26 protein-coding genes are annotated in these 26,494 nt (G+C 31.8%); 10 read left to right on the top strand and 16 right to left on the bottom strand.

Going from position 1 to position 26,494, the window contains the following annotated elements:
* Positions 1 to 541 precede the first annotated feature (541 nt).
* Both FLAK523_RS12235 and FLAK523_RS12230 read right to left on the bottom strand, forming a co-directional pair.
* Positions 542 to 937, bottom strand: coding sequence for a response regulator (locus FLAK523_RS12235; protein WP_248903816.1), 396 nt, complete (start codon positions 935 to 937; stop codon positions 542 to 544).
* The gene (locus FLAK523_RS12230; RefSeq protein ID WP_248903814.1) at positions 934 to 3,777 is read right to left on the bottom strand and encodes a PAS domain-containing protein; all 2,844 of its coding nucleotides are present in this window, start codon (positions 3,775 to 3,777) and stop codon (positions 934 to 936) included. The genes FLAK523_RS12235 and FLAK523_RS12230 overlap by 4 nt, the downstream gene beginning before the upstream one ends.
* 493 nt (positions 3,778 to 4,270) lie before the next feature.
* On the opposite strand from FLAK523_RS12230, the gene FLAK523_RS12225 reads away from it, so the two are divergent.
* Genes FLAK523_RS12225 through FLAK523_RS12215 form a run of 3 tightly spaced genes read left to right on the top strand, consistent with a single transcriptional unit; the run spans position 4,271 to position 5,065 of the window.
* Positions 4,271 to 4,426 (top strand): hypothetical protein, encoded by a 156-nt coding sequence (locus tag FLAK523_RS12225; protein WP_248903811.1) that lies wholly within the window; start codon positions 4,271 to 4,273, stop codon positions 4,424 to 4,426.
* Between the two features lies 1 nt (position 4,427).
* Positions 4,428 to 4,652 (top strand): hypothetical protein, encoded by a 225-nt coding sequence (locus tag FLAK523_RS12220; RefSeq protein WP_248903809.1) that lies wholly within the window; start codon positions 4,428 to 4,430, stop codon positions 4,650 to 4,652.
* A 29-nt stretch (positions 4,653 to 4,681) separates the two neighbouring features.
* Positions 4,682 to 5,065, top strand: a complete 384-nt coding sequence (locus FLAK523_RS12215; RefSeq protein WP_248903807.1) for a YchJ family protein — start codon at positions 4,682 to 4,684, stop codon at positions 5,063 to 5,065.
* A gap of 72 nt (positions 5,066 to 5,137) precedes the next feature.
* On the opposite strand, the gene FLAK523_RS12210 is transcribed toward FLAK523_RS12215, so the two are convergent.
* Together FLAK523_RS12210 and FLAK523_RS12205 are read right to left on the bottom strand one after the other, a co-directional pair.
* Positions 5,138 to 5,857 (bottom strand): DUF4339 domain-containing protein, encoded by a 720-nt coding sequence (locus tag FLAK523_RS12210; RefSeq protein ID WP_248903805.1) that lies wholly within the window; start codon positions 5,855 to 5,857, stop codon positions 5,138 to 5,140.
* Positions 5,858 to 5,964: 107 nt separating this feature from the next.
* On the bottom strand, positions 5,965 to 7,107 hold the full coding sequence (locus FLAK523_RS12205; RefSeq protein ID WP_248903795.1) for a saccharopine dehydrogenase family protein: 1,143 nt from the start codon (positions 7,105 to 7,107) through the stop codon (positions 5,965 to 5,967).
* A 186-nt stretch (positions 7,108 to 7,293) separates the two neighbouring features.
* Here FLAK523_RS12205 and FLAK523_RS12200 point away from each other — a divergent pair, with 186 nt between their 5' ends.
* The gene (locus FLAK523_RS12200) at positions 7,294 to 7,971 is read left to right on the top strand and encodes a 2OG-Fe(II) oxygenase (RefSeq protein WP_248903793.1); all 678 of its coding nucleotides are present in this window, start codon (positions 7,294 to 7,296) and stop codon (positions 7,969 to 7,971) included.
* A gap of 269 nt (positions 7,972 to 8,240) precedes the next feature.
* Here the strand turns inward: FLAK523_RS12200 and FLAK523_RS12195 are convergent, their stop codons facing one another.
* Complete coding sequence (locus tag FLAK523_RS12195; protein WP_248903791.1) at positions 8,241 to 8,597, bottom strand: type II toxin-antitoxin system HigA family antitoxin; 357 nt, start codon at positions 8,595 to 8,597, stop codon at positions 8,241 to 8,243.
* A gap of 19 nt (positions 8,598 to 8,616) precedes the next feature.
* On the bottom strand, positions 8,617 to 8,928 hold the full coding sequence (locus FLAK523_RS12190; protein ID WP_248903789.1) for a type II toxin-antitoxin system HigB family toxin: 312 nt from the start codon (positions 8,926 to 8,928) through the stop codon (positions 8,617 to 8,619).
* A 269-nt stretch (positions 8,929 to 9,197) separates the two neighbouring features.
* Between FLAK523_RS12190 and FLAK523_RS12185 the strand changes: the two genes are divergently transcribed.
* Genes FLAK523_RS12185 through FLAK523_RS12175 form a run of 3 tightly spaced genes read left to right on the top strand, consistent with a single transcriptional unit; the run spans position 9,198 to position 10,643 of the window.
* Complete coding sequence (locus tag FLAK523_RS12185) at positions 9,198 to 9,407, top strand: helix-turn-helix transcriptional regulator (RefSeq protein ID WP_248903788.1); 210 nt, start codon at positions 9,198 to 9,200, stop codon at positions 9,405 to 9,407.
* Positions 9,408 to 9,409: 2 nt separating this feature from the next.
* Positions 9,410 to 9,724 carry a HipA N-terminal domain-containing protein gene (locus FLAK523_RS12180; RefSeq protein WP_248903786.1) on the top strand — a complete coding sequence of 105 codons (315 nt, stop codon included), beginning with the start codon at positions 9,410 to 9,412 and terminating at the stop codon, positions 9,722 to 9,724.
* A complete protein-coding gene (locus FLAK523_RS12175; protein ID WP_248903783.1) occupies positions 9,717 to 10,643 on the top strand; it encodes a HipA domain-containing protein in 927 nt (308 codons plus the stop codon). The genes FLAK523_RS12180 and FLAK523_RS12175 overlap by 8 nt, the downstream gene beginning before the upstream one ends.
* A gap of 70 nt (positions 10,644 to 10,713) precedes the next feature.
* Here the strand turns inward: FLAK523_RS12175 and FLAK523_RS12170 are convergent, their stop codons facing one another.
* From FLAK523_RS12170 to mnmE, 9 genes are all read right to left on the bottom strand, one after another.
* The gene (locus FLAK523_RS12170) at positions 10,714 to 11,172 is read right to left on the bottom strand and encodes a hypothetical protein (protein WP_248903780.1); all 459 of its coding nucleotides are present in this window, start codon (positions 11,170 to 11,172) and stop codon (positions 10,714 to 10,716) included.
* Positions 11,172 to 11,648 carry a helix-turn-helix transcriptional regulator gene (locus FLAK523_RS12165; RefSeq protein ID WP_248903778.1) on the bottom strand — a complete coding sequence of 159 codons (477 nt, stop codon included), beginning with the start codon at positions 11,646 to 11,648 and terminating at the stop codon, positions 11,172 to 11,174. The genes FLAK523_RS12170 and FLAK523_RS12165 overlap by 1 nt, the downstream gene beginning before the upstream one ends.
* 2 nt (positions 11,649 to 11,650) lie before the next feature.
* The gene (locus FLAK523_RS12160) at positions 11,651 to 12,175 is read right to left on the bottom strand and encodes a hypothetical protein (RefSeq protein WP_248903776.1); all 525 of its coding nucleotides are present in this window, start codon (positions 12,173 to 12,175) and stop codon (positions 11,651 to 11,653) included.
* Between the two features lie 288 nt (positions 12,176 to 12,463).
* Entirely contained in the window at positions 12,464 to 15,340 is a 2,877-nt protein-coding gene (locus tag FLAK523_RS12155) for a type I restriction endonuclease subunit R (RefSeq protein ID WP_248903774.1), read from the bottom strand.
* Positions 15,341 to 15,354: 14 nt separating this feature from the next.
* The gene (locus FLAK523_RS12150; RefSeq protein WP_248903772.1) at positions 15,355 to 15,957 is read right to left on the bottom strand and encodes a hypothetical protein; all 603 of its coding nucleotides are present in this window, start codon (positions 15,955 to 15,957) and stop codon (positions 15,355 to 15,357) included.
* Positions 15,938 to 16,618 carry a hypothetical protein gene (locus tag FLAK523_RS12145; protein ID WP_248903770.1) on the bottom strand — a complete coding sequence of 227 codons (681 nt, stop codon included), beginning with the start codon at positions 16,616 to 16,618 and terminating at the stop codon, positions 15,938 to 15,940. Before FLAK523_RS12145 ends, FLAK523_RS12150 begins: the two co-directional genes overlap by 20 nt.
* Positions 16,619 to 16,629: 11 nt before the next feature.
* Complete coding sequence (locus FLAK523_RS12140) at positions 16,630 to 17,862, bottom strand: restriction endonuclease subunit S (RefSeq protein ID WP_248903768.1); 1,233 nt, start codon at positions 17,860 to 17,862, stop codon at positions 16,630 to 16,632.
* Entirely contained in the window at positions 17,862 to 19,424 is a 1,563-nt protein-coding gene (locus FLAK523_RS12135) for a type I restriction-modification system subunit M (RefSeq protein WP_248903766.1), read from the bottom strand. Before FLAK523_RS12135 ends, FLAK523_RS12140 begins: the two co-directional genes overlap by 1 nt.
* 450 nt (positions 19,425 to 19,874) lie before the next feature.
* Positions 19,875 to 21,275 (bottom strand): tRNA uridine-5-carboxymethylaminomethyl(34) synthesis GTPase MnmE, encoded by a 1,401-nt coding sequence (mnmE, locus tag FLAK523_RS12130; RefSeq protein WP_248903764.1) that lies wholly within the window; start codon positions 21,273 to 21,275, stop codon positions 19,875 to 19,877.
* Between the two features lie 167 nt (positions 21,276 to 21,442).
* Here mnmE and FLAK523_RS12125 point away from each other — a divergent pair, with 167 nt between their 5' ends.
* From FLAK523_RS12125 to FLAK523_RS12115, 3 genes are all read left to right on the top strand, one after another.
* Positions 21,443 to 22,276, top strand: a complete 834-nt coding sequence (locus FLAK523_RS12125) for a universal stress protein (RefSeq protein ID WP_248903762.1) — start codon at positions 21,443 to 21,445, stop codon at positions 22,274 to 22,276.
* A gap of 120 nt (positions 22,277 to 22,396) precedes the next feature.
* On the top strand, positions 22,397 to 24,169 hold the full coding sequence (locus FLAK523_RS12120; RefSeq protein ID WP_248903760.1) for a DNA mismatch repair protein: 1,773 nt from the start codon (positions 22,397 to 22,399) through the stop codon (positions 24,167 to 24,169).
* 76 nt (positions 24,170 to 24,245) lie between these two features.
* Positions 24,246 to 25,130: a hypothetical protein gene (locus FLAK523_RS12115; protein WP_248903758.1), complete on the top strand. Its 885-nt coding sequence runs from the start codon at positions 24,246 to 24,248 to the stop codon at positions 25,128 to 25,130.
* Between the two features lie 157 nt (positions 25,131 to 25,287).
* Here the strand turns inward: FLAK523_RS12115 and dnaN are convergent, their stop codons facing one another.
* Entirely contained in the window at positions 25,288 to 26,406 is a 1,119-nt protein-coding gene (gene dnaN / locus FLAK523_RS12110; RefSeq protein ID WP_248903756.1) for a DNA polymerase III subunit beta, read from the bottom strand.
* Between the last annotated feature and the right edge of the window lie 88 nt (positions 26,407 to 26,494).

The following is a 26,494-nucleotide window of genomic DNA, read 5'->3' as shown; positions in this document are numbered from 1 at the left end:
TAAAAGGTAGGTGCTTTTAGAATTTATTTAAAATTTAGTATTGTTTTTAGCTTGAAAAAAAAATCAATAAAACAATAATAATTTGTCAATTCATAAAAGTCAGACTTTTGATATATTTAATTTAAGGTAAAAATCTTTATTTGGGGTTTAAGATTTTTTTTGTAGGTGAATTTCCTTAATATACCATACAGCCGGTTAGATTCAGCTTAATGTTCTGATAATCAAAGCTATGAATAAAAAACGAGATAAATTTGCTTTATCTATAAATAACCTAAATATTCGTTTAAATGTAATAATTATTATAAGGATTTTTTCTTTTCATCTTTAAATGGGAAATGAGATGATTTTAAAGTTCTTTTTTTTATTAACGGGAAGAGAGGGATGCATTATCAGAGAAAAAAACATAAATGACCAATTAGCAGCAAATTTCATTAATTTACTACTAATTGATTAAAACAATTTGTTGAAATCTGGATAATATGCTTTTAGGGTAATTATACTTGAATATAAGGATTTTGGAATTAAAACACAATATTTTTATTTAATTAAGAGAGCTTATCATTAACAAATCGGTCATAACTACTGGTTTTGAAAGGTAACCTAAAATATTTGAATACGTTTTTGATTTTTCTTTATCTTCCTTTGCAATAGATGAACTAACGATGTAAATAGCAATTTTTTTATTTAATTGAGATTTGATTAATGACAATTCGTTCATAAATTCCCAACCGTTCATTAGTGGCATATTTATATCTAAAAGAATAATGTCCGGTAATATTTTATTCTCTTCTATTGAAATTTTCAATGAATTAATTGCTAAGTTTCCATTATTAAAAGAGTCAATCGTGGTGAAAGAATCCGATTTTTCAATAATTTTTTCAACAATAGTCTGATAAATTGTATCATCATCTACAACCCATATTGAGCCTTTTTTCATATAATATAAATTTTAAAAGTGGTACCTATATTTAATTCGCTTTTTACAGTGATTTTTCCTCCCATTGCGTCAATTTGATTTTTTGTTATAAATAGACCAATGCCTCTTGATTCAGGATTATTGCTAAATGTTTTATACATTCCAAATATTTTATCGCCATTTTTGATAAGATCTATTCCAATTCCATTATCAGAAACCTGAATCACATTCTTATCGTTTTCTTGATAGTAAGTGATTGCAATAACCGGTTTCCGATCAGGATGCCTGTAACGAAGTGCATTTGATATAAGGTTAAGTAATATACTTTCCAGATAAGCAGGGTTGTAATTTATTTCAACATCACTAGTAATAGTTGAAATAATAGAAGCGTCTTTTGATGCTATTTGTTCTGAAAGGACAGTTTTTGTATTGTCGATATAGCGCTTTAGATTCAATGATTCAGATATCAGACCTATATTTGCCTGAATATTAATCACTTCATTTAGGTTGTACATAGTTTCATTCAATGAATCAGAGACTGTTTTCAATAATTGGATCATTTGGTCTCTTTCTTCCTTTGTCTCAGATGTTTCAATTAAATTAGTAATCGACTCAATGTTACTCGTATGCGATCTTAGATTATGCGATACTATATAGGAGAAATTCAAAAGCCTCTTGTTTTGTTCAGTAACTAAATTAAAAGAGTTATTTAAGTCATTCTCAATTTCTTTTGCTTTAGTTATGTCAATCATAATACCACGCAAGCTTTTAGGCTTTTTATTCTCGAATACAATATTTACAATATCCTTTAACCAAACAATGTTGCCCTCTTTATTAATCATTCGATATTCAAAATCAAAATTTGAATTTCCATTCGTTTTTTCATCGCAATAATTTATTGCCCATTCCTGATCGTCTGGATGTAAATGATCTCTCCAAAAATTGCTGTCAGCAATCCATTCTTCAGATGGGTAACCTAATATCTCCTCTACTTTTTTACTGATAAAAGTAAAAGAAGAGCTTTCAATATCAAATTCCCAAACGATTCCATCAACTGTATTAATAATGGATTCTGTTCTTTTTTGTGAATCAAGAATAATTTTTTCCGAAATTTTATTTGCCGTGATATCTATCGTTGAAATAATAATACGATCTAAAGATTTTTCGTAGCCTTTAATAACATTCCATCTTAAATTGATATCATGATATTCTCCATCAGTGTTCAATATTCTAGTGTCAACATTAAATTGAGTTTTACCTTGAGTAATGGCAACTAATAATTTTATAAAATCTGAATCAGATTCAAATTCAAACAACAAATTTGGATTGTCAATTAATGCTTCTTTATGTTTTATTTTATAAAGTTGAATGCATTCAAAGTTAACATCTATTACTTTTATTAAAGAAATACATTCTTTCACTACCTCCGGATATTCATTTAAATAAGCAACAACTTTTTCAGTACTCTCGTTTATAAGATTTAATTCAAGAAGATACCTTTTAACACTTGAAAAGTCCTGTTCTGATAATGGAATAGGGGAGTTTTCAAATAAACTTTTAAAACGTATTTTGCTTTTTTTAAGCAATTCTTCTGATTCTTTTCTTTGTGTAATATTTTCGATTACTGAAATGTGAGTAGCAGGTGATTTGCTGGTTTTCCAAAGTGGGGACACCATAAGATTTACCCAAACTGTGCCACCTGACTTAGTGAAATACCTTTTTTCAACCTTGATTTCATTAATGGTGCCTTTCTTTAGTTTATCAAAATTCATTGAATCCAATTCCAAGTCTTCAGGATGAGTTAGGGATTGGAAATTTTTCAATTTCATTTCCTGAGAAGAGTATTCTAATAGTTTGCAATATTGATTATTAATTTCAATGTATTTACCTGAATCTGTATCTACATGTGCAATTCCCACGGCGGCATTGTCAAAAATAGTTTTGAATTTTATTTCACTGTTCAACAGTTTTGTTGCTTGTTGATTTACTAATAGCTGCAATTCCGCAGGTTTTTTTAAAAGGACAGTTATAAAAAAACCAAATAAGATTGCTAAAATAAACCCTAATATAGCAGATGGTAATACTTGAGAGTATAAATAGTATTGATTATTTGACACGAGGTATATCTTCCAGTCTCCATCTGGAATCATTCCCGATACGTAATGGTTATCAGCGAAATCAGTTTTTGCAGGTAGAAAAAAATCTTCTTGTAATGTTAAAGGGTTTTTCTTTGCAAATTGAAAAAAATATTTAGAATTGTCAATTTCATTAATCCCTGAATTTTTTAGCAAGGTTTCTAATTTAATTACAACGCCAGAAAACCCCCAAAAAACATTTTTTTTGTAGACAGGAAGGCGACCTACAATACCAATACCGCCTTGTTTTAATTGTAAAGGTCCTGCAAAATACATTTTTTGATTTTCAATCGATTTTATAGCTTCTTTTTTATGCAAAGGGGATTTTAAAATATTGAAATTCAAGGCAGCTTCATTACCACTTAAAGGATAGATGTATTTAATTATTCCTTTAGGAACTAACTGCACTACGTCAATACTATGATTTGATTCTAATAACTGTTTTCCATAATATTCAAAGTCTTCTGGAATTCCATTGTCGTTTATCGTTAGTGCTAGAGACAATGCTGTGGTATTACTGTTTCTTAAAGACTGCTCAATATTCTGCTGTACCACTTTAAGCGTGCTATTCATTTGAATATGTTCGTTTTCCTTAACTACTTGATACCTTTGTAAAACAGCAAATGTTACAACTATCCATAAGATTAGGAATACTAAAAGCCCAGTAGTTTTTGGTTTAGTTAAAAACCAGGAGGTAAAGTTGGACCAATTAGATTTTGACACCATAAAAAACTATTTAGAAGGTTTTGGAACTTTAAAAAAAAATATACTTTAAACTTAAAAAAGTTATATATGTATTAAAAAACAAAGAATAGGAATGTTCTATTTGATAGCATAATTCTTAATATAAGATTTATAATATAAAAAAAAGACACCATCAATATACAATAATACGAAAAAAATATAAGATAAAGACTATGTTATTTTATTCCTTTAATTATATTATAAGACTGATTATCAGAAATAATAGTTTTTTACCATTAAGGCTTTATGATCTCCCTTTTAGATTATAATGTCCTATAAGAAAAAAGCAGTTTAAATTGAAGTAATGAGATACTGAATTTATTGTAATGAGATGATAAATTAATTCTTGGGTATTGAAAACATAGGATATCTTGTAAAAATGACGAACTTTGCGTCAGTTTAACACTAGACGCAGACTGTATTAAAATAAGAAGTCTTTGTAAATACATTAATAAGAATTTAAAATTAGATAGTTATGAGTAGAAATAATGAGAGAAATATTAAAAAACATAACGATAAGTTGCATAAAGCACAAGATAAAGCAAAATTAGCGGAGGTACAACGTAAGGAAAAATTAAAGCAAATTGTTAAAAAATATAATGAAACAAATTCAGCTGACAAAAAACAATAATATGGAGACTAATAAATTCACTGTTTTAAAAGATAGCGTGCAGGAAATAATTGATTTTATTGCTAACAAGCAAAATAAAGATGCTAATAATAAATTGCTGGAGGTGAGTGAATTATTAGACGAATTACTTGATTTTTCAGATGAAGATGAAGATCTGATGGAAATCAGTCGGTATCAGGTTTTATTGAATCAATTGCATCAAAAGATTAATCCTGATATTGAATAACAATATTTAGTTATCCAAAATTTTTAAAAATGACGCATTTAAAATGTTACTGTGGTTCTGAAACCCTTTTTAAAAACTGTTGCGAACCTTATATAGAACGCAGTATAACAGCAACTTCTGCTGAAATATTAATGCGTTCCCGTTATTCTGCTTACGCCACTCATTCGGTTGATTATTTGGTTGAAACCACTTATGTAGAAGAGCAAAAACACCATTCGAAGCAGGATATTCTAGATTGGGCCGTTAGTAATGAATGGCTTAAACTAGAAGTTATTAATACCTCCGAAAACACAGTTGAATTCAAAGCCTTTTTCTTAGATGAAAGAAAAAATTCTCAGGTGCATCATGAACTTTCAACTTTCAAGCAAGTTGATGGAGTTTGGTATTATGTAGATGGTCAGTTTTTTGGATAATTAAGGATGTTTTTCAAGTGAAGTTTTGTTTGTATTATTTTAATAATATTATTAAAACTCTAAACTTAAAGACTAATGCAACCTTTCTAATTCTAAATTTAAAAGATTCATTTCGTTTTCTAATTTTTCAATCTCCTTTTTCCAGTATTGAATGTCGTTTTGAATTAAGCTAATTTCCTCATTTCGCTCATCAGTAGTTCTTAAAATCTTAAATACTGAAGCTTCAGTAAGTTTGTTTTTTGAATCTTCATAATAAGTATGTTTTTCAATTATTGTTTTCTGAATTTCTAAGAGTTTGGCATTGATTTCAAGTTTCCTTTCCTTTTTAATTCTTTCGGCATCCATCAACTCTTGTTCGGCAATTAGGGTTTTTTGTTCTTCAATTTCTGATTGCTGTAGTTTAAATTGTTGATTGTTTTGTTCAGTTTTGTTGTTCTTGGCTTCAAACTCAGCTCTTCTGTTTTCTTGCAAAACATTAAAAATAACAGTACCGATAGTTAACAATAAAAACCCAAAAATCATAAAAAACACTTTTCGGTTTATACCCAATATCATTGGGTTAACTGTTTTTTTTTCAGGAGACTGAATTGGGGGAGTTGTAACTGCATTTCTAAGAGGCGGAGGGATTGCATGTAAAATACTTTTTAATTCTTCGATTTCACCTGCGGATTTCCAATCTTCCATTCCTTCACACCATACGGGAGTTGTTTTTGTAATTCTTTTATTTTTTAAATCCTCTAGCCCAAATGGACCACTATTTTCAATTCCGTTGTGTAGGTAATAGGTATTCATTTATAAGAGATGCTTATTTAGATAATATAAAGATTGGGTTTGTTCTCAAAAGCCAAAAATACAAAAAATGCACTTAATATTTAGAAGGTTTGTTTATATATAAATGGCTATACACTTCCATAAACTGCTACTATGTAATTTCCATTCAAAAAAGCCTTTGCATCGATATGACTTTGAAGAATTGCACCACTGAGGGAATTTTCTAATAATAGCTGAGCTGCTTGCACTAAGGGCGCGGCTGTAGTGGTCTGTATAGCTCTCAATTGGTGTTTCCCAACTTTTTGAGGAAGTATTTTCTTGGCGACTTCGCGTCTTCGTAAAATACCTAGACTATCTTTGCCTTCAACTGCAGCATATAAAACAATTTGGTCATCTTCATTGTGAGGAACTATTGCTTCCATTGCTTGTTGCAGTTCTTTAATTGGGTTCGCAGTATTTCCTATTTGATTAAGTTGTTCTTGAACCCAGGTATAATGTCCAGGATGTCGTAAAGTTTTGTAGTCAAGAGTACGTACTTTGCCTGACAAAGCATCCGGTAAATCTGCAGCGCCACCGGAGGTAAGATCCTCTTCATAAGCGATGCCATCAATTATTATAGTGGCTCTTTCGGATAGTGAGGGAAGCGTTGTTTTTTTATAATCTCTGACTACAACAGTATCTTCTAAGTATTCAGTTGCAACACCCACAGGACTCCAGGTAAAACCATAATAATGAGGAGCAACGGCGTGATTCGTAAGCGCTCCCACTTTTAACTCAAGCTTGTCCACTTTCTCCACTTTGAAATCGTGACAAAATTCCTGAAAAAGGGCATTGGCTAATAAGTCTATGTAACCAGGAGCCAAGCCTGTTTGTAGAATAAAACCTTTTTTCGAATCTTTAGCGAGATTCATTATTTCTTCTGTTTCCTTAATGTATTCGGTTAGATTGGCATAATGCAAATCGTGATTTTTGGCAAATTTTGCTATTCTTGGAGCCGCACTCCCAGGCAAACAGTCCAAAATAATTGCGCCTTTATCAAATATGGCTTTCATTTCATCTGTCAAATTTTTGTCATCAAGATGAAACCCATTTACAGAGCAGGGTTTTGTGGTGCCTTCTTCAATCCATTGTGCTACTTTTTTAGCTTTTAAAAAGTTTCGGTCTCCAATAAATAGAGTAGGAGTGACTTCGCTCCATTCCATCAGTAACAATCCGGCTGCTTCAGCAATTCCTCCAGCTCCAGCAATAATAATGTTGAAATGTTTTTTCATACAATAAAGTTAGTGTTTTTCACGAATTTTCAGGGTGTAATTATTTTAAAATTAACAGGTTAATTTAGTTTTTGAGGTAAAAATTAAAATGTAATATTTCGTTTTTATGAAGTATTGTTATGTAATACGAACTGGCTGAAGTTTCAGAAAGTATAAATCTGACGAGTAATTTAAATCACAAAATAAATGGCTCAGAAAGATAAAAACCTAAGTGTGGTTTTATTAGTCTACCTTGCGTCGTTGCTCGTCTTTGCAGGCAATAAAACTTTTATGGAAAATAGCTTTGAGGCTTTGATAACTACTTATATAGATAATAAAGTAGGTATGTCAGAATTTTTTTTGAGTGATGAATTGGCTAATAATTTAAAACAAAACATTCTCAATCTGCAGCAGAAGAGCTTGCTTATGGCAGCGGGAATAGGAAGCTCAGAAGTTGTTTCTTATGACTCAGCAATTAGGAGTGATTCCATTTATTGGCTAGATAAAAAGAATAATAATCCATTCGAACTTCAATTTTTTGAACTTATAGAAGAGTTTATTCTTTATTTGAATCGAAGTTGTTATGCCGGAATTACAAGTTATGAGTTTCATTATGCTTTGTATGAAAAAGGTGATTTTTATCTAAAGCATCTTGATCAGTTTAAAAACAATTCAGGCAGGAAGTACTCTATGATAAGTTACCTAAATAAAGATTGGCAGGAAAGCGATGGTGGGGAACTTTTAATCCATTTAGAAGGGAACAACCAGAAAATATCACCCACTCACGGAAAAACTGTTTTCTTTAAAAGTAACGAGCTGGAACACGAAGTTTTGGTTACCCAAAACACTAGAATGAGTATTACGGGTTGGTTAAAGTCGGATTAAAAAAACTTGATTCATTTTGAAAGAATAGAAACATTAAAAAACTCCTCAAAAATTTACATTAAATTTTTGAGGAGTTTATATAAATATATTAGTTTACTTTATTTTTCAAACAATATCTAATTTCTCTTTATTAATAGATGTTAGAAGGGTAGAGGTTTACGAAAGATGGATAGATATTGTCTAATTAGTAGTATTTATTGCTATTAAAATCAATATGTAATCTAAAAGCTTGTTTTTTTCTTAAAGGGCATAATTACCATAAATATGTTTTAGGCATTATGTAAAAATGCTTCGGCTGGAATACCAAAATAGTTTTTAAGCTTTTGAGCCATTTTTAAGGTAATTTCACGCTTGCCTGACAATATTGCCGAAACGTGTCCTTTGCTCCCTATGATAGGTTCTAAATCTTTATTTTTCATACCCATTTCTTTCATTTTTATTTTGATTACTTCTAGTGCGTCAAGTTCAGGCATTGGATGGTACTTGTCTTCATAATCTTTTATCAAAACGGCTAATACTCCAAGCTCGTCATCTTCGGGCGTATTTTGTTCGGCATGAAAAATTTCTATAATTCGTGTAACGGCTTTTTTATGTTCTTCTTCTGTTTTTATTACTTTCAAGTTCATTTTTTCTATCTATTATAAGTTATAAATTGTCTTTATATTCTATTGTTTCAACATCAATTTTATCGTACTCGGAATGTGTGCCAAACCAAATAGTATAACAAATTTTGCGTCTAAAATTAAATGATGCAATTAATCTATAATCATTTCCTTTAATATTAAAAACTACTCGCTGGTTGTTGACCAAACTTGCGTTTCCATAAACTTCTTTTAACTCGTTGAAATTCTCAAAATCTTTTTTAAGAATTTCATTATACCAAGTTAATAACTGGTTTTTTGCCTTTGGATATTTTTCGGTATAATGAGTTATTGTATTTCGGCTTATGATATTCATTTGTCAAATGTATAAAAAAGTTTTCAAATTGCAAACATTTTTATATGGTTCATTAAAGGTTCTTTTATTCAACTAGTTCATAAGCAGTAAGATTTATTTGTTTTATTTTACCGCCTTAACGGTAAATATCCCTTTTTTTCTTTGAAATATATGCTATATTACTTTTTACCAATTATTTTACTGCCATAACAGTAAAATAATAAAGTTTTCAATAATTTAAGCCGTACGTATCATTAAATTGTATATTTTTACCGTTAAAACAGTATATAATGGACGATTTTGATTTAGGCGCTTTAATTAAAGACCATCGAAAAAAAGCAGGATTGACGCAACTTGAACTAGCCGACTTAGCTGGAGTAGGTAAGACTACTGTTTTTGATATTGAAAAAAATAAAGAAACAGTTCGTTTGAACAATCTTTTTGCAGTACTCCGAGTGCTAAATATTAAAGTGGAATTCAAAAGTCCTTTAAATAAATAATTATGAGAAGAGCAATTGTATTTGCACACGGAAAAAGAGCTGGAATTTTAACGGAAATTGCTGCTAACGACTATCATTTTGAGTATAATGAAAATTATGACGGAGAAGCGGTTTCATTGACTATGCCTACAAGTCACAATAAATATAGCTATACATCCTTTCCTCCTTTTTTTGAAGGGCTATTGCCTGAGGGTGTAATGCTAGAGGGATTGCTACGTATTGTGAAAATTGATAAAAAAGATTATTTCTCTCAACTGATAGCAACGGGAAATGATTTAGTAGGAGCAGTAACGGTTAAATTGATGGAAGATGAATAGATGTCCTATTACGTATGATTTGTGTGGTACGGATAAGTACAGTGAAAAAGGACTTCGAATGATAGCTCCAAAACTGACTTATTTAAATGATTTACCCTATACAGCAGTTGAACTTCGTCAGGAAGCCGCAAATAGAGCTAAAAAGCTATCCATTCAGGGGGTACAGCCAAAGCTTAGTGCTGCTATTTCAATAGTGGATCAAGAATTTAAAATTGTGGATCAATTTGGAACCTACATCATAAAACCACAAAATGATTTATTTCCACAATTACCGGAAAATGAAGATGTAACGATGCGAATGGCAAAAGTGTTTGGTTTAGAAGTTCCATTTCACGGGATGCTATATGGCAAAGATGGTAGTTTGTCTTATTTCATAAAACGTTTTGACCGTTACGGTAAAGGAAGTAAGTTCGCAACAGAAGATTTTGCTCAATTAACTGGGAATACAAGAGACACAAAATATCGTTTTACAATGGAAAAATTGATTCCAGTACTTGATGAATATTGTTCCTTTCCTGCTATTGAAAAAGCCGATTTTTTCAAAAGAATTCTTTTTTGCTTTGTAACCGGAAATGAGGATATGCATTTGAAAAACTTTTCGCTAATTACTAAAAACGGTAAAACAACGCTCACACCTATATACGATTTCTTAAATTCGACCATATCCATTAAAAACCCTGAAGAAGAAATAGCACTAACATTAAAAGGAAAAAAAAGTAATTTAAAAGCAGCTGATTTTGTAGATTATTATGCTAAAGAAAGACTGCAGCTCAATGAAAAAACAATAGCTAATATTCTGCAACAAATAAAAAAAGCAACTCCAAAATGGAAGGAATTGCTTGAAATTTCTTTTCTGTCAGACGATATGAAAGGTAAATATTTTGATTTACTGGAAGCTAGACTAGAGGTGTTTAAGTAGTTAAGTATGTTGCTAAGAAGTAAATAGTTGCAACGTAATTAAATTTTATTTTATATTGAACCTGTTTATTTTACTCCTTTATAATTAAATCATTAGTATTTATGATAATGTCTTCTTTGACTAAATCATTTACATTGAGAGTAGGTACTAAGAATCTATTAAAAAAGGTGTTCTCTGTTTTAGCGTGTAAAACACCTCTTAATGTGCCTATACTTAACATTACAAGATGTAACGCGATACCTTTTGGTAGCTTAATCTCATTATTGTCTTTATGATATAAATTATCCCAATGTTCTTTTATGATTTCAAAATGACAACCTATTTCCAATAAAAGAAAAGGGTTCTTGTTTTGGCTAAAGTTTATTGATAAAAGAGGAGTTATTATTCTTTTTTCAATATTTAAACCAAAACGCAAATTTGTAACTAATTCAATGTTGTCATTCTTTTCGTCAAAAGCTCTTTCAATGACAGCAAATTGTTCTGTAGTGATTTTACGTAATCCAAAACTAATCTGATCTTTATTTTCCATTAGGCAACCTGTAATTGAGAATGTTCTTGATTAATATTTGCTTTTTCAAATTCATTATTCTGATAGGAAAGTGAATTTTGGGTAGACCAATGACTCAATTCTATCTTGTTTGTTAAAGTATTAAAAACCTCATAAAATATTGTGTTTTTGATTTCTACTTTTGGGACTTCAATTAAATTGATTTTTAAAATGCGTTGTATTTTACAAATAGTTTCAATTTGTAAATTCTCTTTTCCTTTCAATAGTTTGTTGATGTATTGAGCAGAACATTCCATAGCCTCCGATAATTCTTTTTGATTTCTAGGGAAAATATCAGCCTTTTTGTTTGATTTCAGGGCAGAAAGTATTTTTACCGCTATACTAAAAGAAATGTCTAACCAATCCTCGTTTTCTTGACGCCATTTGGCTTTTTCAAGCCAACCGGATTCTTTATTAGAAACTAAGTCAAGAAATTTTTTTGTGTTTTTGTTTTCCATAATTAAAAGAAAATTTCAATAAAAGAATCAGTATCATAAACACCGTAATCTTTTAAATAATCACTGCATTGATTTATTTTGTTCCTTTCGTATGCTCCGTGAGGCCTGTCTTCCATTAAGCCAGTGAGTTTTATCATTCCACCTGTTATAACATAGAAAGTTTTATTTTCATCAATTATTTTTAAGGCATACAATCGAAGCCAATTTTGTCTCGCTTTTTGTTTTGGTAGTATCGTTTGTTTGTATTCTTGATTGTGTAAATTTTGAAAAAACTCATTAAGTCTACTTGGTGTTGCACTTGCTAAATCCAACATTCTTTTTCTGAATTTTTTTACTTCATTTCTTGTTTTTTCAATAGCTTCTTCAATAGTATACTCCCCATTTAAGTCAGCTTCATTATCAGAAAAAAATTCAAACAAAAATAAAGGATCTTCCCATTCATCCAAAACACGTTCTAATTCATCGAATTCCAAATTTGGAAGATGAAACGCATATAAATCTGGTACAAATGTAACAACTATTTTCATAAAATCAACCTGTAAGTTTATTATTTAACAAAACTATACCTTTTTAAAGTAACATCAAATCAAAGTTATCACCATAAAAGTATGATATATAGTACTTGTTGAATTTGATTTATATTATTAAGGAGTCTCACTATTCTGGATAAGAAATAATTATTATTCACTTTTAAGTTAACTTTAATAGATTAACTCTTTACTTTATTTATTTTAGATGTTTCCCTAGCAATGCCTCTCTAAAAACCTGTTGCAATGAAGTTTATATTCTTATTTAGTTTAACACTAACCATCTCCCTAAGCCATCATTCCCTTCACAAACACTTCCACAAACTCCTTCATTTTTGCGATTATGCGGTCTCCAATAACTCTCGCTTGCAGAATACTAGGTCTATTGTCTAAACACTGAAAGACCTCGTCTTTTATAGGCTCACGTCCACTATAGATATAGGCGTCAATTAAGGCTTTGAATTGTGCTTTGTCAAGGTGTTCTTCATCACATAGTTTGCCTAATGCGAGTACTTTTTGGTCTTGCCAGAATTTTTCGAACTCATCGTCAATGTTATCGCCATCTTTAATGAACGGCATATTCTCATCAATGAATTTCTGGATTAAATCACGCTTGCTTCTTAGTTGGATATCACCTCCTAATAAATCAATAATGGCTTTTCGTTGTGCTTTGGCTTCCGAAGTTTTGACTCCTTTCAATTGAGCTATTAATTTCAGGATGTAAGCAACGTTTATTTGGTCTCTATGGATTAACTCTAACTCAAAATCTATGTCATCCAGTATGGAAGTCTTTTGCTTTTCAGTATCTCGTTTAACCTTCTCGTACAAGTCTAAGTATTTGCTTTTATAGTCTTCAAATTCCTGCTCTTCTATCAGTAAATCCTCCCAATCAAAATCAGTGTAGGATTGCAATACATTCATCGCTCGCATCAATTTCCTGAAGGCTTGAACAAATTGTGCTTCGTCTTGTTCGCTTTCTAAATCATTGACACTTTGATAGGTTGGAGCAACTTCCCTTAAGAGTTTCAATGCTTCGTCAAACTTCTCCGCTATTCGCTCATAATCAGGCATTGTTACCACTTCTATGGCATCTTTATTCGAAAACAAAGTAATCGCTTCGTCAGTGGCTTTTTTAAGGTTTCTAAACGCTAAAATGTTCCCTTGTGACTTCTGCTCACCTAGTATTCTATTAGTCCTTGAAAACGCCTGAATTAAGCCGTGTTGCTTCAAGTTTTTATCAACGTATAATGTATTTACTTTTTTGGCATCAAAGCCCGTAAGCATCATATTTACAACGATAACAATGTCTAAACGTTCTTTCTCGTGATTGAAGTGTTCCTTTTCACGGTCTTTTAAACGTTGGCTTATATTTTTGAAGTAATTCTCGAACTGTTGGCTGTCTTTGGTTGAAAAACTAGTACCGTACATTGTGTTATAATCTCCTATGTACTTTTCGAGTTTGTCTCTGGTGTGTTTGGATTTATAAATTGTTTGCGGTTCGGCAGCTATGCCAATATCATCATAATTATCTGGTAGAAAATCTTTTGCTTCGTCTGAATCTTCATTAGTACCATAAGTGAAAATAGTAGCTATTCGCAAATCGTGTTCTCCAGCTTCTTTCTTCTGCTGAAAAAGGTCGTAATACTGAATCACGTTATCAATACTGCTTACTGCCAAAAGTGCCGAATAATCTCTACTAAAAGTTTTTTGATTGTGATAGGCAATGATATAGTCAACGATTTTATTAATTCGCTTTTCAGAGTCCAACACTTCTTTTTTGTCAATGTCTTCTACTTCAATGTCGATAAAAGCTTTGCTCTTGTTTTTGTATTTCCCTACATACTCTATCCCAAAACGCAATACGTTCTCATCTCTTATAGCATCGGTAATGACGTATTTATGCAGGCAGTTTCCAAATAAATCTTTGGTGGTGCGCTTTCCCATTTCATTTTTAGAAGCATTGTCAGCAAATATGGGTGTTCCCGTAAATCCGAATAGTTGGCTTTTCTCAAAGAACTTAGTAATACGGTCGTGGGTTTCCCCAAATTGTGAACGGTGGCATTCATCAAATATAAATACGATTTTCTTATGTCGTAAAGATTCAATTTTACCAGCAAAACGTTCCGAAACGGCATTGTTCAGTTTTTGAATTGTGGTTAAGACCAGCTTCGTATTATCGGTTAATTGCCTTACTAAGGATTGTGTATTATCAGTTACATCTACACTGTCTTTCTTGAACGCATTGAATTCGTTCATAGTTTGATAATCCAAGTCTTTTCTATCGACTACAAACACGACTTTGTGAACTTCTGGCAATTCCATCAAAATCTGGCTTGCCTTGAATGAGGTTAAGGTTTTACCCGAACCTGTAGTGTGCCAGATGTAAGCGTTATCGTTAGAGTTATTAACTTGATGAATAATGGCTTCCGTGGCAAAATATTGATACGGTCGCAACACCATCATCACTTTATGGGTTTCGTTAATCACGATATAATGCGCTATCATTTTACCCAAATGCTCAGGGTTCAAGAAAGCCGCTGTGAACTCGGTTAGCTCGGTAATGTTTTTGTTATTGGCATCAGCCCAAAAGAAGGTTTGCTTTACTGACTGTAGCTTGTTGTTAGCTAGATATTTAGTATTCACTCCATTGCTTATTACAAACAATTGCACGTACTGAAACAGACCGTGATTGCTCCAAAACGAATGATTCTGATAGCGATTGATTTGGTTGAAGGCTTCTTTGATTTCGATTCCTGAACGTTTCAGTTCTATTTGGACTAATGGCAATCCATTGACTAAAAGTGTCACATCATAACGGTTCTTAAAACTTCCTTCAAGCGAGATTTGGTTAGTTACCTGAAATAAATTCTTACTGTTGTCTTCTGTATTGAAAAAGCGAACATAAAACGAAGTGCTATCGTCTTTGGTCAATTGAAAACGGTCTCTTAGGGTTTTGGCTTTGTCGAAAACATTTCCCTTGGCCAAATGGTTCAAAACGGCATCAAACTCTTTGGGAGTAAAAGTGGTTTCGTTAAAAACTTCGAGTTGACTTTGTAGATTAGCAACCAATGCATCACCGTCCTGTATTTTTACAGATATATAATCTAAGCCAACTAATTGCTTGATTAAGTTATTTTCTAATATCGCTTCGGATTGATGACTCATTTTTATTGTTTTTATTATACCGTTTTTTCTCTGTATTTAAAATTCACATCAAATCTTTTGCAATAGCTTTCAAAATCTTTTAGTTTTTCAATTGCATTTTCTTCATCAAAAAAATCATTTAATAAATAACTTTTAAAAAGCATTACTTTATCATCCGATATTTTTTGTCCTTCCTCTTCTAAAATAAAATTATCATTATCCCAATTAGCTCCCCATCCATCCCAAGTGTTTTTGCCAACCACAAAGATTAATTTTGTTTTAGAATTTTCAACTGCGTCAAAGGCACTAACTTTAGTCTTGCTAATTTTACTTTCTTTGTTTTTCTGAAAATATCCAGTATCATTTACTAAAAAAACAGCAAAACCAATTTTATCCTTTTTTGTAACAAAGTTGAATTCATAAAAATACATATTAAGCCAATCCCAAGCCCATAAGGTTAGTCTTCCTTTTCCGTTATTTGGAGCAGAGTTACTAAATTTCGGAAAACCACCATTGTAATCATAGTTAAAAGAACTACCAATAAATCCTATCAAATCCAAAACTCTTGTTTGGTAATCGAATAAAAGGCGATATGCCTTACGTACTTCTTGTAATGTGTTATTTATGTTTTGTTGCATAAGAAAATAGTTTTTCTAAGGGTTGAAGTTCTATAGTTGATTTAATTGTTAAGTTTTTCAACCATCTTTTTTTATAATATTGGTGAAGAGCAAAACCACTGATTGAATCTTCAAGAATACGGTTGTAGGCTGATAAAATAGTAAGTCCACTGTTTTTAATTTTATTATTTTCAGATACTATTTGTTCTAATAATTTTGTCCAGTTGGTTTTACAAATCACAACGTTTTTATCTTTAAAAGGAAAATCTAATTCATCGTTTCTATGATGTAACCCTCCTAATTGAATAAAATATAATGTCTTGTCATCTTGATTGAATTCATTATAATATGCTTGAATTTCATTTTTCATTTGAGCTCCACTTTGTTGCTTCTCGTCAAATCTTTTTGCTTCAATAATGACATCAAAGTCAGTGAATCGTAAAAAGACATCAGGTTCAACAAAATTAGAATTAGTAGTGTCTTTAGCCTTCCATTTATCCCAAAATGAAATCGATAATAAATCTCCTGCAGCTGTTGGCAATTTATCATAATACAATGACCGTTTTAAAATAGACCAAAACATTTCTGTAGGTAAATATTTCAATGTGTCAAAAACAACTGCTGTTAAGCTGTCTTCACAAGTACCTAAATTACCTTTTCTTCTATGGAAATATGATATCATATTTTATTTTTTTACACAAACATTTGCTGCAACAAGCCTTTCTTGAATGTTTGCGTTTGGTTGATTTGTTGATTAATACTTTCTATTTTAGCATCGATACTCGATAAGAATTTGGCGATTTTCTTTTGCTCAATATTTGAAGGTAATGGAATCTTAATCATTGAGAAATTCTCATAAAATAAATATTGACGAACACCACCTTCTTCAAATCTTAAAATATCCTTTTTAAAAGTATAAGTTCCCAAATAAGCTAAAAGAAATAAATCTTCTAGACTGTCTTTGGTTTTAAAGCATACATAAAGAGAACTAACTATCACTTCATCCAAATTATAGCTATATCCTATTGAGCCTACATTTATTCTCGCTGGGTTATAAGCAAACGTCTCAGAGTTCACGATTTTGTACAAACTTATGTCATAGCCTCTGTCATTACTATCTAAACCATCAAATTGTTCTGATTGAGGTAAAAAACCTTCTTTATTATTGATGGAGTAAATCGGATACTTTATATTTTCTTTGTTTTTCTTCCCAACTTTATAAGTCAATGCACCCAATTTCTTCTCCCCCCAATCCGCATAATCCTCTCCATTCTCGTCTTTAAACCTCAATTTACCCGAGAACAATTGTTGCATTACACCTTTTTTGTATTGGGTTAATAATTCCTTTTTACGGCTGAGTTGCTGTATTTTTTCATCTACAACACTTAAAAAAGAAGCTATTTTTTGTTGTTCTGGGAGGGCGGGAATAAAATATTTAAAATTTGAAAAATCTGTTTTATTTATTTGTGGTACTGCTTGAACTCCAGCAAGTAATTTTATTTTAGCGCCATTTTTTTCTAATAATTCATATATAAAGTTATTATCATATTCCTTCGTAGCATATAAAGCATTTATTTGTTGATTTGTCAAGCATTCTTCCGTTGCCTGAGCAACTTTCCCGATAGTTGAACCAATACAAACAAATAATACGCTTCCTTTTGCTATTTTACGCCCTTTACTAAAACCATTCTCAGTAAGCGTTGTTTTGGTCTTAAATACATATCTATTTTCTTGTATATCAGCAGGTGAAACGAATAATTTTTCACCATTGTAATATTCAACAATAAGTGTACTTGGAGTACTTCCAGTTGTGATTTTGGCTATTTCTCCTAATCTCTTTTGTTTCCACTCTCCACCAAACCCTTGAAACCTTAATTGTGGCACCAGTGTTTTTTTCTTTTCTATTGTTAAAGTTGCTGTACTCATTAAAATGGGGTTTCGATTCCTAATTCGGCACAAAATTCAGCAATGGTATCATCTGTAGTATTTCCAAGCACCGCCAATTCTCTTAATTCATTAGTGATAGCTCCTAAATCAACCGCATCTTCCTCTTCAAAAGTATCTACATAGCGAGGAATATTCAGGTTGTAATCGTTAGTTTCTATTTCACTTAAAAGAGCGATATGACTGTATTTACCTTCTTCCGTTCGGTTTTCGTATGTGCTTATAATTTTATCAATGTCTTCAGTACGCAATACGTTTTGGGTTTTCACCTTTTCGTAATGTTGGCTGGCATCAATAAACAAAATGTTAGTTGGGTTTTCTCTCTTTTTCTTCAAGACCAAGATACAAGTAGGGATACTAGTGCCGTAAAAAATATTCGCTGGCAAGCCTATAACGGCATCGAGGTAATTTTTTTCTTGTATTAAATACTGGCGAATATGTCCTTCAGCACCGCCACGAAACAAAACTCCGTGAGGCAAGACAATTGCCATAGTTCCGTTATCATCCAGCTGGTGAACCATATGTTGCACGAAGGCAAAATCAGCTTTACTACTCGGGGCAAGTTTCCCATAAGCAGAAAAACGGTCATCATTCATAAACAAAGGACTTGCACTCCAATTAGCCGAGAAAGGGGGATTAGCAACAATAGCTTCAAAACGCATATCGCTGTGTTGTGGTCTTTCAAGTGTATCTTCGTTCTTGATATCAAAACGCTTGTAGTGAACATCGTGCATAATCATATTCATACGACACAAGTTGTAGGTCGTAGGGTTCATTTCCTGTCCGTAAAAAGCACTTACGTCTTTCACTTCTTTAGCCACACGCAATAACAAAGAACCAGAACCACACGTAGGGTCGTAAACGCTCTTTAGTTTGTCCTTGCCAACAGTAACCAATTTTGCCAAAACACTACTTACTTGTTGCGGTGTATAAAATTCACCTGCTTTTTTCCCTGCTCCACTTGCAAACTGTCCTATTAAATATTCATAAGCATCACCCAGAACGTCACTATCCGTGTTTTCCAAGTCAAAATCAATTTCGTCTAGATGCACTAAGATTTTTACAATCAATTCGTTTTTATCCGCTTCTGATTTTCCTAGTTTGTGGGAAGTTAAGTCCAAGTCGGCAAACAAGTTCCCAAAATCTTCTTCACTCTCAAAACCCATCGTGCTTTGCTCTATGTGAGTCAACACTGCTGCCAAGTCACCTAGAATGAAATTGTTTTTTCCGCCTGCGTTACCTCTTTTGGCTAATACGGAGAACAAATCAGCTGGTTCTAAGAAAAAGCCTAATTTATCAATTGCCAGTTGTTTAATCTCCTGCATCAATACCGCTTCGTCATCGTGTCCTTCAATTTCTTGAAAAATCAAATTGTCTGGTTTCAGTATTTCGTTGGCATACAAATCCATTTTGGTACTCAGGTATTTGTAGAAAATGAAACCTAATATGTAATCTCTAAAATCATCGGCATCCATCTTCCCACGTAGGGTGTTTGCAATATTCCAGAGTTGTTGTTCTAATTTTTGTTTTTGTTCAGCTGCCATTATTGGGTATTATCAGTTTTTTTTTATCCGCTAAGGTATAGAAATTTATCCCACCCTAATTGAGGGAAACCGTAAAGGATAAAAAATAAATACATTTTCTTGTATTCCTTTACTTTCTTTTAGTTGTTTTCTATCTGTAAGAAATTACATTATGCAGTAATGAGTATGTTGCATTATAATGCAGTTTTCCATTTAAAGCACTTTTTCTGTCAAGGATAGCAACGAAAAGCCCGTAAGGGAAGCAGTCTTTTTTATAAAACAAAACCCGAAACAGCGACCATAGGAAGCTCGTTTCGGGTTTATAGTTTTATGGACTGGTTGCTGCGGACTTGTAGTGAATAGCCTGCCCGGACAGTTAAAATATTTTGTTTAGGGTTTAAAAGTTTAAAGTTTACGTGCATTACTGATCACTAAAAACCGCCTGCTGAACACTAATAACTGAACACTCTTTTACTTTCCAATACAGAAATTAGCAAAGATATTTCCTAGTAATTCATCATTTGTAACTTGACCGGTAATGGTCCCGAAATGATACAAGGCTTCTTTAATATCAATAGCCATTAAATCGCTTGGTAGGTTAGTTTCTAAGCCGTATTTTACTTTTTGCACTTCGTCTAAGGCTTTAAGTAGGGAATCGTAATGTCTTGTGTTAGTTACAATTGTTTCATTATTTCTTAAAGCTCCTGTGTTTACAAAAGAAAGTAATTGATTTTTAAGTTCGTCAATCCCTAAGTTTTGTTTAGCACTTAAAAATATTAATTTCAAGTTTAAAGTTTCAAGTGCTGTACGAATAATTGCAATTTCATTTTCCGATAATAAATCAAGTTTGTTGATTACAACAACCAAAGGTTTTAAAGGAAACTGATTTTTTATTTTTTCAATTTCGATGATGTATTCTGAACTTTGAACTTTAAACTTTAAACTATCAAACAAATACAAAACTACTTGCGCTTGTTCAATTTTCTCGAAGGTTTTCTTGATTCCGATGCTTTCAATTACATCCTGGGTTTCGCGAATTCCAGCCGTATCAATGAATCGGAATCCAATTCCACCAATAACTAATTCGTCTTCGATTGTATCTCTTGTTGTTCCAGCAATTTCAGAAACAATTGCGCGTTCCTCATTCAATAAAGCATTCAATAAAGTTGATTTACCTACATTGGGTTCACCCACAATTGCCACAGGAATACCGTTTTTGATGACGTTACCCACGGCAAAAGAATCGATAAGACGTTTTAATACAAATTCGATTCGGTTTAACAACTCGTGAAACTGGGTGCGATCTGCAAATTCTACGTCTTCTTCGGCAAAGTCAAGTTCTAATTCGATAAGCGAAGCAAAATTCAATAATTCCTCCCGTAATTTGGCTATTTCATTAGAGAAACCACCACGCATTTGTTGCATTGCGATTTGGTGTGAAGCCTCGTTATCTGACGAAATTAAATCGGCTACAGCTTCTGCTTGCGACAAATCGAGTTTTCCGTTTAGGAATGCTCTAAGTGTGAATTCCCCTGCATTTGCCATACGGCAGCCTTTTCGAAGTAATAACTGAATGATTTGTTGCTGAATATAAGTAGAACCGTGACAAGAAATTTCAATGGTATTCTCGCCAGTATAGGAATTAGGGCCTTTGAAAATAGAGACTAATACTTCGTCTAGCGTTTTATTGCCGTCTATTATATGTCCTAAATGTAGGGTATGTGTTTTTTGCTTTAGTAAATCTTTGTTTTTAATGGACTTAAAAACGCTGTTACCTATAGTAATTGCTTCATTTCCGGAAATTCTAATTATGGCAATTGCTCCGGCGCCTGATGGTGTTGCTAGTGCTACTATGGAATCGTTGTATAACATATTTTTTATTCTAAGATGCAAAGGTAGTAAATCTATGTAAGTATCTATTTATTTATATAACGACACTTTTTGTTGCTAAAAATTAGGTAAAACTCTGATAATTATCATTTTAAAGCCGTAACTTTATATCTACATTTGGTTGACGTATCACTTTAAACTTTTGTTTTATGAAAAAAATTCTTTTCCCAACAGATTTTTCTGAAGTTTCTACAAATGCATTCATTCACGCTTTAGAATTTGCTAAAATAGTAAAAGGAGAACTCATTTTATTACACACTTTTGAAATGCCAGTGTTTGATAATCAGTTTTTTCCTGAAAATTATATGGTGATTTTTGAATCCATAGAACTGTCTAAATTTGATATGTTTAAAGAAGAAATTCCTAAACTCCGTGCTATTGCTGAACAACGTAAATTGGATAAAATAAGATTGACGCACCGACTTATGGATGGGGATTTACTTTATAACATTAAAAAAGCCATAAAAGAGGACGATATAGATTATGTGGTGATGGGTACGGCAGGCGCTTCGGGCTGGTCGGAATTTGTTTCGGGCACTAATACAGGAGCGGTTTTGGTGGATATCCATATTCCGTTATTGAGTATTCCAATGGATGCTGTATTTAAAAAAATTGAAACCATCGGGTTTACTACACGATTTAGACCAAAGGATAAAATAGCACTTAAAAAGGTATTGGTTATTGCTAAAAAAGCAGGAGCAACCGTAAAATGCCTTTATGTGAAAACAAATAATTCTGATGTTTCTAAAGAACTGATTAAAAACTGGGAAGCAGAGTTTGAAAATGAACCTATTGAGTTTTATGTCATTACCAGCGATGAAGTGAAAGAAACGATTCTGGATTTCATCCTGTATAAGGATATAGATATATTGACGATGCTGACTTATAAAAGAAGTTTTTTTGAAGGATTGTTTCATCCAAGTTTAACTAAAAAATTCGCTAATAATTTTGACGTTCCCATTTTAGCCATTCACATTGAATAAATCACTTTTTTAGTAAAGCGAAAAGCAATTATTATTCAAATTAGTTTACTTCTTTTCCTTCTGTTTATAGGAAAGAATTCTTCGTATAAATCCTATATTTGTATTTCACTAAAATAGGGTATGGAAGTTTACAGTACTAAAAGCAAAGGGTTTTCCCAAGAATTAAATACGATTAATAAAAAGTACAATAGTATCAGTTTTCTCAGGTTGATGAGTATTATTCTCTTTCTGGGATCGCTCTATTTTTATATGCAAAAAAGCGAAAATATATATCTTTTTTCAGCAGTTTCCTTTTTTGCGGTATTCCTTTTTTTAATGCGAATTCACGCTAAGTTGCTTTTTCAACGTAAATTGAAAGAAGCTCTTATTGAAATTAACAAAGAGGAATTGGCTTATCTGGATAAGAATGTGATTCCATTTGAAAACGGGATAGAATTTAATGATTTTCACCATCCTTACGCTTATGATTTGGATGTTTTTGGTGATCATTCCTTGTTTCAAAACCTAAATAGAACCGCTACATATATAGGTAAGAAAACATTAGCGAAGCAGTTATTGAGTTTATTACCCAATCAAGAAATTGAAAATAATCAGGATGCTATTAAAGAATTAGCGGATAAAATTAATTGGCGTCAGGATTTTTTGGCTTTGGCCAAAATTTCTAAGGACAATCAATCCAGCTATGATGTATTGTTGCAATGGAGTAAAACCAACAGTGTTCCGTTGCCAAAATGGGCTGTAGTTTTATCTTATGTTGGCCCTGCATTGTTTATCGGGACTTTTATTGCCTATTTGGCAACTACTAAAACGATATTCTTATCGTATATGTCGTATCTATTTATCATCAATCTTGTTGTTTTAGGTAAGTTCTTAAAGCGCATTCAGTTTGAAACTGCTAATGCAGATAACATTGACAAGGTAATTCATCAATATGGTTTGATTCTGGAAAAAATTGAAACCGAAAATTTTCAATCTCCAAAATTGGTTGCTTTACAGCAAAAACTTAAATTTAAAACGGAGAATGCGAGTCAGCATCTTAAAGAATTATCTGAATTGTTTTCGAAAATGGACAGTATCGCTAACTTTGTTACTGCCACATTATTCAACGGAACTTTTCTATTTAATCTGCACGTTCTAAAAAGTTTGATCAAATGGAAAAAGGAAAATGAAGAGGTACTGAAAGATTGGCTGGAAGTTATAGGTGAATTTGAAATGCTTAATAGCCTGGCTAACTTTTCTTATAATAATCCTGAGTTTACTTTCCCAAAATTAAATACCGATTTTGAAATAGATTTTTCTGATTTGAGTCATCCATTATTGAATTCGAAAACCAGAATAGGGAACAAGGTAAGTTTTCATCCCGAATCTTTTATGATTTTAACGGGTTCGAATATGTCCGGGAAAAGTACTTTTCTAAGAAGTTTAGGAGTGAATATGGTTTTGGCAGGAATAGGTTCGCCTGTTTGTGCTTCCTCAGCTAATGTGCATCCATTACCGGTATTAGTTTCGATGCGCTTGTCAGATTCTTTATCCGACAGTGAATCGTACTTTTTTGCCGAAATAAAGCGTCTAAAACAAATTATGGACGAACTGGAAGGGAATCCAGCATTCGTATTGCTAGACGAAATATTAAGAGGAACTAATTCTGACGATAAACGCAACGGAACTATTGAAGTGGTGAAAAAAGTGATTGCAAAGAAAGCTATTGGCGCTATTGCAACTCACGATATAGAAGTATGTTTAACAACAAATGAATACCCGGATATATTGACAAATAAATGCTTTGAAGTCGAAATTCAGAATGATGAATTACATTTTGATTATAAACTTCGTGACGGTATTTGTAAAAATAAAAGTGCTACTTTCTTGATGAAAAAAATGGGAGTGATTTAAGTCAGATAATATTTATTAAAATAATAAATTAGATTTGTTTAGTTTTACTACTTTAACATTTCAAAAAAGAAAATTTATGAAAAAAAATATGTTTGTATTTTTGTTGTTTTTAAGTTACTCGTTTGCTTTTTCCCAGAACAATCATTTGAATTCAGCTAAAACAGTGACTTATATGACTTATAAAAGTTATAAATCATTGAAAAAAAACAATAAAGTTATTGATTCAATTGGTTTTAAAATTATTAATAATGATACTCTAATAGATATTAATAATTACCAAGAAAAAGGAGTAAAAGTTGAATACGAGGAAAAAGATTCTATTTTTTTGGAAAAATATAAACAATTGGTTTATAACAAAAAATATCAAAGAAAAGAGGAGAAACTAAAGCCAACGATGAAGATTTGGAAAGAAGAAATAAAAATTTATTTTGACAAATCGGTTAGTAAGCAAAACAGTAAGGAACTTATTAAATTCATTCGTTTTCTTGATAAAGAAGTAGATTCATTACATATTAGTTTGGTTAAAGATAGAATAAAAGCGAACTACTTTGTTTATTCTGTAAATAGCCCATCAGAAGTTAATTTAGACACCAGAATTCGTGCTAATGATGGTTATTATTTGATGTGGAATAATAAACAAAATATCTATAATTGTTCATTGAAAATTGACGGGAAGAATTTAAATCAAGAACAGGAATTGATTAAACTAAAAATCAATTTTATACGTTCTTTGGGATATTTTTATTTAGATTTTGAAAATCCGGATTGTAGTAGTTATTTTTCAATTTGTAAATCAGATAAAAAGGAATTTGGGAAAAAAGATCTTGAAATTCTAAAATACCATTATTCGTACGGAATTTGTAAAGGCACCAATTTAGAAACATTTGAAAAAAATCATAAAGATGCCAAAGAGTCATTAAAAAAGAATCACTCAAAAATGTATTTCCTTCATACTGAATAACTTGTCTTTAAAAATTCACTGAAGTTATTATTTTTAACCTTATATAGACAAAAAAACCGCAATTCTGGTTAGTGAATTGCGGTTTTTTTAAATATAAAAATGGTTTGGTTAATAGCGATTTTGTATTTAAACTGCCTCTTTAAGGGTAGTTTAAGGTTTAGTTATTTAGCATTACTGGCATAACTAACATAGTTACTGTTTCACCTTCTTCTAATCCATCTACAGGAGTTAAAATTCCGGCTCTGTTAGGTAATGACATTTCAAGCATAATCATATCGGATTGTAGGTTAGTTAACATTTCAGTCAAGAAACGAGAATTGTATCCTATTTGCATATCATCTCCTTGATAATCACAAGTCAATCTTTCCTCTGCTTTGTTAGAGTAATCGATATCTTCAGCAGATACATTTAGTTCTGCACCAGCGATTTTTAGACGAATTTGGTGTGTAGTCTTATTAGAGAAAATAGCAACACGACGTACAGAACTCAAAAATTGAGAACGGTCAATCATTAATTTATTTGGGTTTTCTTTTGGTATAACCGCTTCGTAGTTTGGATATTTTCCATCAATTAAACGACACATTAAGATGTAATTGTCAAATGAAAAAGTAGCGTTTGAATCGTTATATTCAATTTTTACTTCAGCATCTGAAGTAGAAAGGATACTTTTTAAAATATTCAAAGGCTTTTTAGGCATAATAAAATCGGCAACCTGAGATGCTTTTACATCGGTACGTGCATATTTTACTAATTTATGTGCGTCAGTTGCAACAAATATCAATCCTTCAGGAGAAAACTGGAAGAATACACCAGACATAACTGGACGTAAATCATCGTTACCAGCTGCAAAAATAGTTTTGCTTATTGCAGTAGCCAATACATCAGCAGGCACTAAAGTAACCGAAGGTTCGTCTAGATTAACTGATTTAGGGAATTCATCTCCAGGCGCGTATGCTAATGCATATTTACCAGAATTTGAGCTAATTTCAATTGTGCTGTTTTCTTCAACTGTGAAAGTTAAAGGTTGTTCAGGAAAAGTTTTAAGGATTTCCAAAAGTAATTTTGCAGGAACTGCAACGCTACCTTTACTAGTAGAATCAATAGATAAGGTTGCTGACATCGTAGTTTCTAAATCAGATGCAGAAACCGTTAATACGTCATTGTCTAATTCAAATAGGAAGTTGTCTAAAATAGGCAAAGTATTGCTGCTATTGATAACGCTACCTAAAACTTGTAATTGTTTTAATAAGTATGAACTCGATACTATAAATTTCATCTTTGTTGTTTTATTTTTTGTGGTATATTTTTTAGTTAAATTTCAAAATAATATACATTTACAAATATATCGTAAACTAATTTAGTAT

Origin of the sequence: Flavobacterium sp. K5-23, assembly GCF_023278045.1 — a bacterium.
Classification (GTDB): domain Bacteria; phylum Bacteroidota; class Bacteroidia; order Flavobacteriales; family Flavobacteriaceae; genus Flavobacterium.
Note: the sequence above shows the minus strand (reverse complement) of the source record. Positions and strands in the feature narration are given on the sequence as shown.